A 14558-nucleotide genomic window follows, 5' to 3' on the forward strand; every position below is an offset into this window, starting at 1 on the left:
GATGAAGGTACTGATCACCGGCGCCAACGGGTTTGTCGGTAAGAACCTGATAGCGCATTTAAGTGAGCGCAGTGATATCGACGTGGTTGCCTTTACCCGTGATAACAACATCGCTCAATTGCCCGCGCTGGTTGCCGAAGTTGATTTTGTCTTCCACCTTGCGGGGGTTAATCGTCCGCAATCGTCCGAGGAGTTCAAGGTTGGCAACGCTGATTTGACCCTGGCTCTGTGCGACGCAATCAAGATGAGTGGCAAGCCCACTCCCGTGCTTTATACCTCCTCGACCCAGGCTGATCGCGATAATCCCTACGGCATCAGCAAACTGGCTGCTGAGCATGCATTGCATGATCTACAGGCGAGCCACGGTTCCAGGGTTCATGTTCTGCGCCTGCCCAACGTGTTCGGAAAATGGGCGCGGCCTGATTACAACTCGGCCGTGGCGACTTTCTGCCATAACATCACCCGAGGCCTGCCGATCCAAGTCAATGATCGACACGCGATGGTCAGCCTGGTTTACATCGACGATGTGGTCGACTATTTCACCCAGCTAATGGACACGGGCTCGCCTCACGATTCAGTTGATCAGGTGGCCCCGGTGTATAGCATTTCTGTGGGGGAGTTAGCGGATCAGCTGCATGCGTTTCGCGACAGTCGCGACACGCTGATCAGCGAGGCCGTTGGCACAGGCCTGGTGCGAGCACTTTATTCCACCTACGTCAGTTACCTGCCGGTCGAGCAATTTACCTACGACGTTCCGAAGTACGGTGATCCACGCGGCGTTTTTGTTGAAATGCTGAAGACCCGGGACAGTGGGCAGTTTTCCTATTTCACCGCCCACCCTGGCGTGACACGGGGCGGTCATTATCACCACTCCAAGACCGAGAAATTCCTGGTAATCAAAGGCAAGGCCTGCTTTCGCTTTCGCCATATAGTATCTGGGGAGTTTTATGAGCTGCTTACTGAGGGTGAGCAACCGCGGATAGTGGAAACGGTGCCTGGCTGGACTCACGACATTACCAATGTCGGGGAGGAAGAGATGATCGTCATGCTCTGGGCCAATGAGATCTTTGATCGTGAGCGCCCGGACACCTTTGCAATGCCGGTGGGTACTCAAGCCTGAGCATGGGCGCGTCAGGCAATGCATGGGGCGGACGGCTCCGATGCCAATGATTCTGGAAGAGTGTTGAAATGAAAAAAATGAAAGTTGTCACGGTTGTGGGGACGCGCCCTGAAATCATTCGCCTGTCGCGGGTGATAGCCAAGCTTGACGAGCACTGTGAACACATCCTGGTGCATACCGGGCAGAACTACGATTACGAATTGAACGAGATTTTTTTCCAGGATCTTGGCATTCGCAAGCCTGACCATTTTCTCAACGCTGCCGGCGCAAGTGGTGCGCAAACGATCGGCAACGTGATCATTGCGGTGGATCAGGTGCTGGAGGACGTGAAGCCCGAAGCCCTCCTGATCCTCGGTGACACCAACAGCTGCATGGCTGTGATTCCGGCCAAGCGCCGCAAGATCCCGACATTTCACATGGAAGCCGGCAATCGCTGTTTTGACATGCGCGTGCCTGAAGAAATCAATCGCCGCATCGTTGATCATACCGCTGACATCAACCTGACCTACAGCAGCATTGCGCGTGATTATCTGTTGAGCGAAGGGCTGCCGCCGGACAGGGTGATCAAGACGGGCAGTCCTATGTTTGAAGTGCTCAATTACTACCGCGATGGCATCGAGGCCTCGGATGTACTGGAGCGGCTTGGCCTGGAGGCCGGCAAGTTTTTCGTCGTGAGTGCGCATCGCGAAGAGAATATCGATTCCGACAAGAACTTCCTCAAGTTGGTCGAAGTGTTGAACACCGTCGCTGCCCATTACGACTTGCCGGTGATCGTAACCACTCACCCTCGTACGCAAAAGCGCGTCGATGCCATGGGTGTGAAGTTCCACAAGAATGTGCAATTGCTCAAGCCGTTGGGGTTCAAGGATTACAATAAGTTGCAACTGACAGCCAAAGCGGTGCTGTCGGACAGCGGCACCATCAACGAAGAGTCATCGATTCTCAATTTCCCCGCGCTGAATCTGCGAGAAGCCCATGAGCGGCCGGAAGGGATGGAAGAGGCGGCTGTCATGATGGTCGGCCTGGAGGTCGAGCGTGCCATGCAAGGCTTGCAGCTTCTGGAAAGCCAGGCATCGGGGCAAGAGCGGACGCTACGGCTTGTCGCCGATTACAGCATGCCCAATGTCGCTGAAAAGGTCGTGCGGATTATCCATAGCTACCGTGACTACGTCATGCGCACCGTATGGAAGCAATATTGATTGGACAGGCTCTCCCAGGAAAAGCCACTCAAGATATTGGTGGTGACCCAATACTTTTGGCCCGAAAACATGCGCATCAACAACATGGTCGAAGGCTTTGTCGCCAAAGGCCATGAGGTGACGGTGCTCACCGGCTTGCCTAATTATCCGGAAGGGCAGGTCTTTGCTGATTTTCGGCGTGATCCCACGCAGTTCTCCAGTTATCGGGGGGCTCGCGTTATCCGAGTGCCGATGCTGGCGCGAGGCAAGGGCAACTTCACGCTGGCCATGAATTACCTCTCGTTTTTCAGCAGTGCCTCTATCGTTGGCAGTTACAAACTGCGCGGCCAGTCGTTCGATTCGATCTTTGTATATGGTGTGTCGCCAATCATGGGGGCAATCCCAGCCCTGGTGCTGGGTCGCTTGAAAAAGGCCCCGGTGTTCATCTGGGTACTGGACCTGTGGCCGGAAAGTCTCAGGGCGGTGGGGGTTATCGAAAGCCCTCGGCTGCTTAGACTGGTTGGCAAGGTGGTCTCCTGGATCTACAACCGTACCGATTACTTGCTGTTGCAGTCACGTTCGTTCGACGAGAACGTCAAGCAATACTGCACGCGTGCGATGGGCACAGATCGGTTGGTGTATTTCCCCAGCTGGGCCGAGGATGATTTTTCGGGGGAGGTGCAAGCGCCTTCTGAGCTGCTGCAGCGCGACGATACGGTGTTTACGATCCTCTTTGCCGGCAACATTGGTGACGCGCAGGATTTTCCAGCGATCATGGCGGCAGTCAATGCGGTCAAGGCGGACCTGCCTGTGCGCTGGGTGATTGTGGGGGATGGCCGGGCCAGTCAATGGCTGACCAAGCATGTGGCGGAGAACCGAATGGATAACGTCCTGCTGCTCGGAAGGCATCCGCTGGAAAAAATGCCGGCACTGTTCGCCGCTGCGGACGCTTTGTTGGTGTCGTTGAGGACTAATGACGTTTTCGAGAAAACCATCCCGGGTAAGGTCCAGGCTTATCTGGCATCGGGAAAACCCGTGATTGCCATGATTGACGGCGAGGCGGCCAACGTTGTTGCCGGGTCGGGAGCTGGCATGGTGTGTGGTTCTGGCGATGCCCTGGGACTCGCGAATATTGTGCGCACCATGGGGGCGTTGCCCAAGCCCGAGCTCGAGAGTATGGGCTTGTTGGGCAGACGTTATTATCTTGAGCATTTTTCCAAGGAGACCTTGTTCGACCGTCTTGAGGCGCTTTTCCGGAAGGCTACCCTGAGGCGCAACGAAAAATGACCGCAAGCCTTCATTCATCGATGCCGTTCCTGGCTGTGCTGCCTGAACGATGTCGAGTACCAGGCAGTGCCGACCAGTGATGAACGCTGAACCCTTTTGCCCGCATCTGTTTCAGGAACTGTTTCCTACATGACCATTTGGTTGGTGTTTTCCGCGGTGCTTTCAGCATCGCTTCTATTGACTTGGGTCCTACGCCGTTATGCCTTGTCGCGTAGTTTGATGGACATTCCCAATGGCCGCAGTTCGCACTCTGTACCGACGCCACGAGGTGGTGGTGTCGCAATCGTACTGACGTACCTGGTGACGTTGGTGCTGGTGGCGTTTGCTGGTTGGGTCAGTTGGAGTGCCGCATTGCCATTATTGGGGGCTGGGGCGTTGATCGCGGTCGTTGGTTTTCTCGACGATCATGGTCATATCGCAGCACGCTGGCGTCTATTGGCCCACTTTGGCGCAGCCCTCTGGGCGTTGCTCTGGATGGGAGGGCTTCCCACGATCAGCCTCGTCGGCGTTGAGGTGGACCTTGGCTGGTTGGGTCACGTACTGGCAGCCTTGTATCTGGTCTGGATGCTGAATTTGTACAACTTCATGGACGGTATTGACGGCATTGCTAGCATTGAGGCCGTGTGCGCTTGTGCTGGCGCATGCCTGGTGTACTGGCTGACGGGTCATGAAAACCTCATGATTGCACCGATGCTGTTAGCGGTCGCGGTGCTTGGGTTTTTATACTGGAACTTCCCTCCTGCCCGCATTTTCATGGGCGATGCTGGGAGTGGCTTCCTGGGGGTAGTGATTGGCATCCTGTCGCTTCAGGCTGCGTGGGCGGCACCTGAGATGCTTTGGGTCTGGTTGATTTTGCTGGGTGTATTCATCGTTGATGCGACCTTCACCCTGGGGCGACGCCTGTTGCGCGGAGACAAGGTGTATGAAGCGCATCGAAGTCATGCCTATCAATATGCATCACGCCTGGCGGGGCGTCATTTGCCGGTTACGCTGACGGTGATGGCTATCAATCTGTTGTGGTTGTTGCCCATCGCGCTCTTTGTCGGCCTAGGGTTTGACGGCGTTCTGGGCTTGATGGTGGCCTATATTCCATTGGTGTTGCTCGCGATTAAGTTTCATGCGGGTGAGCTTGAAAAAGCGTGATAATTGATGGGCAATGGAGATTCAAGGGTTTGTTGCACACTCACATGACTGTCATTTTTTTGCTGGCAGTGCTAGGGACTGAGGTATAAAAGGGTTTATGGATAGTTTACGTACCCGGTTGGTGGGCTTGCCGCGCAGGCATAAACGTTTCTTGCAAGTGGCGACCGACATCGTTCTGGTATGGACGGCGTTGTGGTTGGCATTTGTTGTGCGCCTGGGGTTTGATGACCTCAACAACCCCTTTGTAGTCCATTTGTGGCTGTTTCTCAGTGCGCCGGTGATTGCCATCCCGCTTTTTATCCACTTTGGCATGTACCGGGCAGTGATGCGTTATTTCGGCAATGATGCGCTGATTGCAATCATCAAGGCCGTCAGCCTCTCCGCATTGTTGCTGGCTCTGGTGGTGTATTTGTACAGCAATCATCAGACGGTGGTGCCCCGTTCAATCGTATTCAACTATTGGTGGCTGAGCATGGTCATCATTGGCGGCTTGCGCTTGGCGATGCGTCAATACTTTCAGGGGGACTGGTTTACCGCCGCGCAGCATGTGCCTTTCACCAGTCGTGATGATGGCCTTATCAAGGTGGCTATCTACGGGGCCGGGGCGGCGGGCAATCAATTGGTAGCGGCCTTGCGCATGGGCCGGGTGATGCGTCCGGTGGCTTTTATCGATGACGACAGCGGCATCTCGGATCGCATCATCTCAGGGCTGAAGGTCTACAAGCCTAAGCGCATCCAGCAGATGATCGATGAGACCGGTGCTGAAGAGCTGCTGCTGGCAATACCGTCATCCACACGATCTCGCCGTAGAGAAATACTGGGTTATCTGGAAGGATACCCGTTGCATGTGCGCAGTGTTCCCGGATTCATGGACCTGGCCAGTGGTCGAGTCAAAGTCGATGATATCCAGGAAGTGGACATCGCCGACCTGCTCGGTAGAGATCCGGTACCTGCGCAGCCTGAGTTGCTGGAGCGATGCATCAAGCACCGTGTAGTGCTGGTTTCCGGTGCGGGCGGTTCGATTGGATCGGAACTTTGTCGTCAGATCCTCACGCTGGAACCCACCAGCCTATTGTTGTTCGATCATAGTGAGTACAACCTTTATTGCATCCTGTCCGAACTTGAACAGCGTGTTGAATCAGAGTCGTTGAATGTAACGCTGCTGCCGATCCTTGGTTCGGTGCGACATCCCGGCAAGCTGTTGGAGGTTATGAATACCTGGTCAGTCGATACGGTTTACCATGCAGCAGCCTACAAGCACGTACCCATGGTGGAGCACAATATTGCCGAGGGTATTCTTAATAATGTGATCGGCACCCTCAATACCGCGCAGGCTGCACTGCAGGCAGGTGTCGAGAACTTCGTGCTCATTTCGACCGACAAGGCTGTGCGGCCAACCAACGTGATGGGCAGCACCAAGCGGCTGGCGGAGCTTGTATTACAAGCTTTGAGCAAGGAGTTGGCGCCGAGGTTGTTTGGTGATGCGTCAAATATCTCGCGGGTCAATAAAACCCGTTTCACCATGGTTCGATTTGGTAACGTGCTGGGCTCGTCAGGTTCGGTTATCCCGTTGTTCCATAAGCAGATCCAGGCGGGTGGGCCGCTGACGGTGACCCACCCGAAAATAACCCGCTATTTCATGACGATACCTGAAGCGGCGCAGTTGGTTATCCAGGCGGGTTCGATGGGGCAGGGGGGAGATGTCTTCGTGCTCGATATGGGCGAGCCTGTGAAAATCGTGGAGCTTGCCGAAAAGATGATTCACTTATCAGGCCTGAGTATCCGCTCCGAGAAAAACCCGCACGGAGATATCCTGATCAATTTCAGTGGGCTGCGTCCGGGTGAAAAGCTCTATGAAGAGTTGTTGATTGGCGACAACGTCGCTGCCACGAGTCATCCGATGATCATGCGAGCCAATGAGGAACTCTTGGACTGGGAAGTGCTCAAGGGCCGGTTGCAAGGCTTGTTGGCGGCTGTTGAGGAGGGGGATTTTTCGCTCGTCAGGCAGCTGTTGAAAGACACCGTCAGCGGCTACGCCCCAGAGGGTGAGATCGTTGACTGGGTGCATATTCAGCGACACCGCGAAGTCTGATCAGCGCATTGCCGCTCTGATGGACCTGTTTGCCGGTTCATCAGAGCTCGCAATAGGGCCTTGTATTAGAGCTTCCAGAGCTTCTTGTTCAGCCTGAAGCTCGAGAGGTAGACAAACAGTCTCGATATGTTCATGAACCGGTTGGGGCCTACAACGTAAAGAATCCCCTTTAGCACTGAGTTAATGATCTGGAGCTTTCCAGAGTGAGTTTGCGCATCACCAAACCCGGCCGGTTTGTATTGTCCGCCCGCCTCGAACAAGAAGTTCTTCCTGGCAAAAGTATAAACGGGGCCGCTGGCATCAAAAGGGTCATGGCCGGCAGGTAACTCATCCAGCACGCTGGCGTAGGCCCTTCTCAGCGTAGGCGATATGTATTTTCCATCGCTCATGTAATCAAATGCATAGGCGGCGCTGGAAGGGAAGGATGAGAAGTTGGAGAGTCGTTCCTTGTAATAGAAACTGACTTCCTGAAGGTCCTCACGTTGTTTCTCTCTTCCCGCAAATGCACGCTTGCTCAACAGTGCCGGGTTCTTCTCATCAAACGAACTGAAGTGGAAGAAAACCAATGGGCACTCCCCGTTTACCGTATAGCCACCCTGGCCGTCAGGCGAGAGGGTTCGCTCATGGCTATTCCAAAAAGCTACGTTGTAGCCAAGATTGAACGATACGTGCAGGGTCGGGAAGAAGCAGGGAGCAATACTGACCCATTTCTGATCAGTCGAAAGTCCGAATTGCGTTTCGAAATAGCAGTGCTCCAGGCAGCGCTCATTCCACCACTGAAGAAACCGTATGCCTTCTGAGGTATTGGAAACTGCGTAGAAGCCCAGGTTGAAGGAGCCAAAGCGCAGCATCCCGATATCACCTTCAACATGAGGCGTGACGTAGTGGGGCGTTAGAATGATGTCGCGCGTGTCGAGCTCGCCCCATAAACCATCGAGGCGGCTGAACACGCAGGTATCCGGGTCCAGGAACACCACCTTATCGTGCTGCTCAAGGAGCTTTAAGGTGATCCAGGGCTTGAGGCTGGTACTGAACTCGACGATGTCGTATTTGAAGGCGTAGTGCCGGACGTCAGCCAATCCGATCTCTTCAACCCAATAGAACTCTGCCAGGTCGGTCGGGAGGTCCATTTCGACCTTACGATCAAAAATATAGATCTTCAGTTTCGGCTGGTCGAATTTTACCAATGACTCGGCCAGCACCAGCGCCTTTGATAAGTAAGCCAGGTTGCACACGGTAAAAATGGCTGAGCGCTCGCCGGTCATGCCTTTTTCATCAGTCACGTTTAAAAATTCCTAATGTATTGATTACCCTGACGAGGATCTGAGAGGCGCAATAGAGCGTCAGTAGTCTTGTTATTCTGAGCGCGAAGCCAACCTGGCGGCTCTTGAGCGCAGAAAAAATAAGTTTGAGATTCGACGAAACAGTGTCTTTTATTCTGGAACCTGAATACGCCCGCATTGAATACGTACGACCCGCGATGCGATAGCGACTATCAGCCTGCTCCGTGACATGATCGAACCCCGGTGTGGCACCACAGGCGCCAATGCGATAGCCCTTATTTAACGAGTCCAAACACAGCTTATAATCCACACTGTCAACGAAATAGCTGCAGTCCATCCAGTCAAGGGCTTTGAGTTTGTCCAGGAAATAAAGGCTGCCACTGTTGATCAGTAAAGGCACATCCTGTACCTGAGCATTTCCGCCGGCTTTGAAGGCGATTGCGCTGAACTCGTTGTATGCGTCGCTGTTGTCGGCATAGTTATTCTCTATGTAAGACAGTGTTTCGCTGCTGAATCCGGTGTCCTGATCAAAAAACAGAAGTGCTGAGTGGCCCTGTTGATAGGCATTGGCACACACTGTTGAAATGCCGATGCCCAATCCCAGATTTTTGCCACAGGTAAAATAGTGGATGCGCGGGTCAAGCTCCGCGAGTTCTCGCACGTTGGTAACGTCAGGTGAGTTGTCGAATACGTAGACTTCAAATCCATCCGACGACGTTAATTCGAGCCTACGCAATAACTCAGCACCTGCGTGATAGACAACAATACCTACTGCAATCTTACGCGTCATGCCATGCCTTTGATGTGTGGAGCCGCCCATGCTGAGTCACGTTTAAATATTTAACCATTTGCTCTCTTTATCGCTCCAGACTTTCACTACCCTGGCAGGGCAGCCCACGGCAATGACGTTACTGGGGATATCTTTGGCGACAACGCTGTTGGCGCCGATGATCGCCCCATCGCCGATAGAGGTGTTCGGCAGTACGACGACATTGTCCCCGATCCATACATTATCGCCAATGGTCACGGGGCCGCTGCTGGCCAGTTTTCGTTCAAAAGGTGTTTCGTAGGGGCTGGATTGGTTTTCCCCCGAGTAGTCGCCGTGGGAGTGGTCGGTGATGTGAATCTTGCTGCCCATCAAGACATTGCGGCCAATCGTTATTCTGTTGCAGCACGCTATATGCAAATGGTCGCTGGCGGAAAAGTTCTCACCAATGTCGACCTGCGGCTGATACATGAACTTGAGATATTGAGAGACCGCGTGCAGCCAGAGCCCTTCACCTACTCTGAAATTATTACCCAGCGTGATGTGTTCCAGGCCAAAGACCTTGGGCGCACGACCAAGATAGGCACGTTTCCCGGGGGCAGGGAGCGCTCTGAGGTGAATAAAGGCTCGCCATACAAACAGAAATTGCCCGATCACCATGGGGACGATGAAGACGTGATGTTGCTTAAGTTTTTTAAAAAAATAGGACACCGCGGTCTACTCGTGTTGGCGTATGTAAACAGGTGGAAGCAAACTAGTGGTCTGCCACCGGTAGAGTGCGTGCGCGTTTGAGGTACAGGTTGACTGCCTTACTGAGCATCGATCTTGGAATGACTGATATCACCATGACGATCCAACTAGGGTAGCCCACGGACAGCCTGAGATCCGTTCGGTACGCTTTATAGACGCCGTAGTTTAACAACCCTCTGGCCCTCAGAGACAGCATGCCTTTGATCGTGAACGCGCCGGATACTTCGCCAAAACGGGTGCAGGCTTTAAGTTTTCCTTTCAGCGAATAGCTGACGGGTAACGAAAATATAAAGTTAACCCAGCAGGTCAGGCCGATCTTGAATATTTTGTCTGTGTGGGCCCAACTGGTTTTCGTGAGATGTGGGCTTTCAAGGGATGTGACGGATGCCTGGGGTAGCCAATGAATTTGAAAGGGGCGGTTCGCAATAGACTCGAAGAGGATGCCTGTTTGTATGAAGTTAGAATTGTGATAGCGGGAAAAGTCTGCATCATTTATCAGCGCTTTGCTATAGATCAAGCAGCTCATGCAGCTCATGAGCCCTGCGAGATCTTCCAGTAATGCATTGGCGTCTTGATAGGTGGCTTCCGGCGTTTCAATCTTGTTTACGAGGTTTACCAATACGGCGTCATAAGGGATGTTTGTTTTTAAAAGATTCAATACCTTGTCGAGATCGTCGGCACAGAATTGTGAAGTGTCGCCCAGTAGCCATGTGTATGCGGTGTCCGATAAAGACAGCGCTTTTTCAAAGTTTAAATCCGCGCCCAGATTTTCGTGGTTGCGCGAGTAGTGCAGCAGCGGGTATTCCGCTTTCCATTTTTCGACAATCTTGAAGGTTTCATCTGTCGAGGCATTGTCGGAAATGAAAATTTGAATGTTATGGCGCCTTAGTATCGGCAGGTGCGCCGCTAGCGAGCTGTCAAGGAAGTCCGCTCGATTGTAGGTAGGCAGTGCAATGGACAATACAGGATTAGGCTGAAAACTCATGATGAACGCCTTTTGAAAGATCTAAAAATCCAATAAACCCATGGTAAGACCAATACGTACGCACTTGTAAAACCAGAAAAAAGGTATTCGAACGGAAGGTACTTCGCGGCCAGCAAAGTTGTGATCGCAACATACAGCCCATTGAGGACCGATACCACGACCAGTGGCTCTTTTTTATAAGCCCTCATATAGATCGCCATTGCATTGATGATCAGCTGCATCAGCCATCCTATGCTGACCATCAACAGAGGGAGGGTCGGCAGCAGGCGGTTCTCTATCAAGGGGTGGCCCTCCATCAGCCAGAGGCCGGTGAAGAGCGCTACCATGCCCGCGGCATAAGTGGCTATTGCCAGCGCTACGCCTTTTCTGAAGGCTTGATCGAGCGCAGTGGTATTACGATGGGCCGCATACATATTTATTTTTGGGGTGATAATGGTTATCCAAATGTTGGCGATACTGAACATTGCCATGCAAATGGCCATTGAGAAGCCAACTTGGCCTGCTTGTACGGCCCCGTGATAGCTGAAAGAGAGAGGGGTGAATATAGACAGTACAAAATAGCCGCTGACCCAACTCAATGCGAAACGCCAAAGGAGCGGCATTATTTCCTTGAACCAAGGGTGGCTGTTGAGTTTTGTCAGTTTATAAAGCTGTCCCAGCACGGCTTTGTAGCGATGAAGGATTATTGAGGTGCCTGCCAGTGCGCCGGCTAATAATGAAAAGGCCAGAGCATACAGATCTGCGCCGCTGATCAGCAGGATAACGGTCACGCATACACTGATCACGCTGACATGGAAACGAATTTTCTGAACGTCACCCACGCTGTCGCATCCTTCTATGAAGGACAGTGCAATGCTATTGATGAATACAATGACGGATGCCACACCGTATACCAGCCACGGAAGTTGCCAGTTTATCTGGGACGTCTTGCCATTCAGTATGAAATACCCGATCAAGAGCACGGCCGGGAAAACAACGAGCGCCATGCCGCTGGCCCAGCGCATGGCGAAAGATAATAACGTCGCCAGTCGACTGATGTGCTCAGGTGCGCCGCAAAGTTCTTTCTGATTATTGAACTTGAGGTGTGCAAATTCATGCGAGGCGAACAATAGCAGCACGGCAGAAAACCCCATGTCTGCGAACACCGCGAGTGCGGCCATGCTGATGAAGGTGTACCAGTATCCTTGGGCTTCGGATGACAGGTAAAGGGGGACCAGGATGAGCAGGGCAGGTCCCGAGAGTAATCGCCATAACTGATTTATTGCAGTGTTGCGAAAGTCGTGATTGAATATTTTTCTATAATTCATTTAATGAATTGACATCTTTCGATTTCATGAGTCAATCCTTCAATGGAGTTGAAGTGTGGTGCGTAGCCCAATGTCGATGCCATTCTGTTTTCGGAATAATAGTGCTGTTTAGCACCTGTTGCATTGATGTGTTGAGTGGTTTTTTCGACGGTGAATTGTAGGCCGAAATTGTTCCGAAGATGATCGAGTATTGAAAACTTGTCGGTTGGGGCATTGGTATAGCAATCGACAGCTACGTTGAGGTCTCCGTTGAATGTCAATGCTTTTGATATAAGCGTGTAAAAGTCCAGGGGCGTTATGTAGTCACGAAACATGTTCGCGGGAGACGTCGTCAGAACGGTGTTGTCCTTGATGGCGCGGACAGCGTCGGTTATAAAATAACGTGCGCTCAAATCTTGTGTGTGACTGAAGTAGTTGAATACCCGGATATCCACGATGCTAAGGCCCTGATGCGCTCGGTGCCTCGCCTCTGCGTAAAACTTTGCGGCAGCGTACCAATCCGTTGATTTCAAGTTGTTTATGTCAAACGTGGCGAGGGTCTGAGCCTGTGCGGGGGTTGCGAAATCACCGCCATAGGCAGCACCACTGCTCAGGAATATATAGCGGCACTCGGTGTTGGCTTTAAGGTATTCAAGTGCGAGCTTGTCATACTCATAGGTGATGTCGAAAATGGCAGATCCCATTCTCGATGCCATTGCGGGGTCGCCGACCCCTACAAAGTTGATGATTGCATCGAACGGAGTGTTTTGATCGAACTTGGCGTACTCAAAGATTTTGATACTTCGCTGTTCTGCGGATATCAATGCCGATATGTCGAGTTTGTTTTTGTCCCGCACAAACAGGCTCAGCTCGAATGTTCGAGCTGCGGCGAGTGAACGTGTCAGGTCTTGGGCAATTTGGCTGTTCGCGCCGAATATTGCGATGTGCATCAGCGTGATGTCCGCGTTTTTTCAGGCAACTGCTGATCAATCGAGCGACCAAATTCTAGCCGTGGACGGCATTCTCGGGCGTCAGGCATCATCAGTTCGATCAGCGCGGGACGGGGTGATTCAATGAACATTCTGACCTGCGTCGCAAATTCATCATGGGTGCTCACGACCGCGGAGTTGATGCCGTAGGCCTCACCAATGGCTTTGAACTGTGAGGTGTAGCCATTCCAGTAGGTCGAAGAGTTGCGTCCCTCGAAGTACATTTCCTGGAACCCGCGGACCATTCCCAGGGAGTGGTTGTTAAGCACAATGATCAAGACGGGCAGTTGGTCGCGGGCGATGATATCCAGTTCCTGGATATTGAGCTGAGCCCCGCCGTCACCTGTAATGACAATGACAGGCTTGTTGCCCGCGTTGCAGGCGCCAATGGCCGCCGGGATCGCGAACCCCATGGTGCCGAGACCGCCGGAATGGTGCATGGATTGACCCTGGCTCAATCGCAACGTATGCGCCGCCCACATCTGATTGTTGCCGACGTCGGCAACAAAATCGACAGCACGCCCTCTGGTCAAAGCACTCAGGGTTGAGCAGATGACGAAAGGGCTCACCGACCAATCAGTGTACTCATCGACGAAGCTCTGATCGAAATCAGCTCGTAAATCAGCAGCCCAGGTAGCCCATGCCGTATTTTCTTGCACTTTGGAAAGAGGGAACCGTGCGAAAAACGTGTTCAGTTCCATCACGTAGGAAGAATGCGCCTTAACGCGGTTGTTCAGTTGCCCCTCCATCAGGTCGATCTGGAAAACCTGGGCTTTGCGGGCAAAATCTTCGGGTTTGGCACCGGTTTGTCGAACATCCAGGCGGCTACCCAGCACCAGCAGGAAATCGCAATTCTGCACGGCATAGTTGGCGGTACGCGTTCCGTAGGCGCCGAGCATGCCCAGGTAGTTCGCGCTCGCCGGGACCTTTTCTGCTCCCTTCAGACTGGCGACGTAAGGTATGCCCGACGCTTCCAGTTGATCGAGCCACGGTGTGAAGTTACGTGCGTTGACAGCCCCTCCACCCAACAGAATCAAAGGATTTTGGGCAGATGCCAGCGCGTTTTTGATCGCTTCCAGGTCGGACTCCTGTAAGGAAGCCTCGACCCGCTCCGGCTGTGGTACCAAAAGCGCGTGTACGACGGCGTCATCAATGTCGCTTCGCTGGATATCCATAGGGATGTCCAGCAGAACCGGGCCTGGGCGTCCCTCTCTGGCAGTGTCGATCGCCTTTTGCAGGCACGGGAGCAACTCGTCCACGTGCCTGATCTGGTAGGCATATTTGGTAATACTGCTGACCAGCGCCACGCTATCAAGCTCTTGGAAACCCTGTTGGCGGATATTCCTGTCGCCCTTGAGTTCGTAGGTATTCACCTGGCCCGTCAGGAAAAGGCAGGGATGGCTATCAAGCCAGCAGTCAGCAATACCGGTAATCAGGTTGGTTGCGCCAGGGCCGCTTGTGCCCAAGGCGACACCAAGTACCTCATGGTGTGTCGCGCGAGAAACCGCGGATGCAGCAAACGCTGCCCCTTGCTCATGGTGGACCGAGACTAGCTTGGTCTCACCCAACTGATTGATGCTGTCAACCAGGTGGGTGATCATCCCTCCGATCAACTCGTAGCCATACAACACCTTGTTCTGAGCAAGAACTAACGCAACCGCATCCGATGCTTTCATTGT

Annotated in this window: 12 protein-coding genes; 5 read left to right on the forward strand and 7 right to left on the reverse strand. The window is 53.0% G+C overall.

Annotation, left to right across the window (positions count from 1 at the left end):
• Position 1: 1 nt before the first annotated feature.
• From wbjC to RB216_RS08295, 5 genes are all read left to right on the forward strand, one after another.
• Entirely contained in the window at positions 2–1120 is a 1119-nt protein-coding gene (gene wbjC, locus RB216_RS08275) for a UDP-2-acetamido-2,6-beta-L-arabino-hexul-4-ose reductase (RefSeq protein ID WP_028619477.1), read from the forward strand.
• Between the two features lie 68 nt (positions 1121–1188).
• A complete protein-coding gene (gene wecB, locus RB216_RS08280; RefSeq protein WP_308908545.1) occupies positions 1189–2319 on the forward strand; it encodes a non-hydrolyzing UDP-N-acetylglucosamine 2-epimerase in 1131 nt (376 codons plus the stop codon).
• Complete coding sequence (locus tag RB216_RS08285) at positions 2320–3585, forward strand: glycosyltransferase family 4 protein (protein ID WP_028619479.1); 1266 nt, start codon at positions 2320–2322, stop codon at positions 3583–3585.
• 129 nt (positions 3586–3714) lie between these two features.
• Entirely contained in the window at positions 3715–4728 is a 1014-nt protein-coding gene (locus RB216_RS08290; protein ID WP_028619480.1) for an MraY family glycosyltransferase, read from the forward strand.
• A gap of 97 nt (positions 4729–4825) precedes the next feature.
• Complete coding sequence (locus tag RB216_RS08295; RefSeq protein WP_028619481.1) at positions 4826–6820, forward strand: polysaccharide biosynthesis protein; 1995 nt, start codon at positions 4826–4828, stop codon at positions 6818–6820.
• 65 nt (positions 6821–6885) lie between these two features.
• On the opposite strand, the gene RB216_RS08300 is transcribed toward RB216_RS08295, so the two are convergent.
• The 7 genes from RB216_RS08300 to RB216_RS08330 are packed head-to-tail and all read right to left on the reverse strand — an operon-like array spanning position 6886 to position 14555.
• Positions 6886–8103: a glycosyltransferase family protein gene (locus tag RB216_RS08300; protein ID WP_028619482.1), complete on the reverse strand. Its 1218-nt coding sequence runs from the start codon at positions 8101–8103 to the stop codon at positions 6886–6888.
• Complete coding sequence (locus tag RB216_RS08305) at positions 8096–8893, reverse strand: glycosyltransferase (RefSeq protein WP_308908547.1); 798 nt, start codon at positions 8891–8893, stop codon at positions 8096–8098. Before RB216_RS08305 ends, RB216_RS08300 begins: the two co-directional genes overlap by 8 nt.
• A gap of 42 nt (positions 8894–8935) precedes the next feature.
• Positions 8936–9580 (reverse strand): DapH/DapD/GlmU-related protein, encoded by a 645-nt coding sequence (locus tag RB216_RS08310; protein WP_308908549.1) that lies wholly within the window; start codon positions 9578–9580, stop codon positions 8936–8938.
• Positions 9581–9623: 43 nt separating this feature from the next.
• The gene (locus tag RB216_RS08315) at positions 9624–10604 is read right to left on the reverse strand and encodes a glycosyltransferase family 2 protein (RefSeq protein ID WP_028619485.1); all 981 of its coding nucleotides are present in this window, start codon (positions 10602–10604) and stop codon (positions 9624–9626) included.
• The gene (locus RB216_RS08320) at positions 10601–11911 is read right to left on the reverse strand and encodes a hypothetical protein (RefSeq protein WP_122686646.1); all 1311 of its coding nucleotides are present in this window, start codon (positions 11909–11911) and stop codon (positions 10601–10603) included. Before RB216_RS08320 ends, RB216_RS08315 begins: the two co-directional genes overlap by 4 nt.
• Complete coding sequence (locus tag RB216_RS08325; RefSeq protein WP_308908551.1) at positions 11908–12840, reverse strand: NAD-dependent epimerase/dehydratase family protein; 933 nt, start codon at positions 12838–12840, stop codon at positions 11908–11910. Before RB216_RS08325 ends, RB216_RS08320 begins: the two co-directional genes overlap by 4 nt.
• Positions 12840–14555 (reverse strand): thiamine pyrophosphate-binding protein, encoded by a 1716-nt coding sequence (locus tag RB216_RS08330; protein WP_308908552.1) that lies wholly within the window; start codon positions 14553–14555, stop codon positions 12840–12842. Before RB216_RS08330 ends, RB216_RS08325 begins: the two co-directional genes overlap by 1 nt.
• Between the last annotated feature and the right edge of the window lie 3 nt (positions 14556–14558).

This window comes from Pseudomonas canadensis (genome assembly GCF_030980095.1).
GTDB lineage: Bacteria > Pseudomonadota > Gammaproteobacteria > Pseudomonadales > Pseudomonadaceae > Aquipseudomonas > Aquipseudomonas canadensis.

Bases quoted from the DNA above. Each gene is read 5' to 3' on its own strand.
- RB216_RS08325 (WP_308908551.1), bottom strand. From the start codon at position 12,840: ATGCACATCGCAATATTCGGCGCGAACAGCCAAATTGCCCAAGACCTG.
- RB216_RS08305 (WP_308908547.1), bottom strand. From the start codon at position 8,893: ATGACGCGTAAGATTGCAGTAGGTATTGTTGTCTATCACGCAGGTGCT.
- RB216_RS08290 (WP_028619480.1), top strand. From the start codon at position 3,715: ATGACCATTTGGTTGGTGTTTTCCGCGGTGCTTTCAGCATCGCTTCTA.
- RB216_RS08315 (WP_028619485.1), bottom strand. From the start codon at position 10,604: ATGAGTTTTCAGCCTAATCCTGTATTGTCCATTGCACTGCCTACCTAC.
- wecB (WP_308908545.1), top strand. From the start codon at position 1,189: ATGAAAAAAATGAAAGTTGTCACGGTTGTGGGGACGCGCCCTGAAATC.
- RB216_RS08320 (WP_122686646.1), bottom strand. From the start codon at position 11,911: ATGAATTATAGAAAAATATTCAATCACGACTTTCGCAACACTGCAATA.
- RB216_RS08330 (WP_308908552.1), bottom strand. From the start codon at position 14,555: ATGAAAGCATCGGATGCGGTTGCGTTAGTTCTTGCTCAGAACAAGGTG.
- wbjC (WP_028619477.1), top strand. From the start codon at position 2: ATGAAGGTACTGATCACCGGCGCCAACGGGTTTGTCGGTAAGAACCTG.
- RB216_RS08295 (WP_028619481.1), top strand. From the start codon at position 4,826: ATGGATAGTTTACGTACCCGGTTGGTGGGCTTGCCGCGCAGGCATAAA.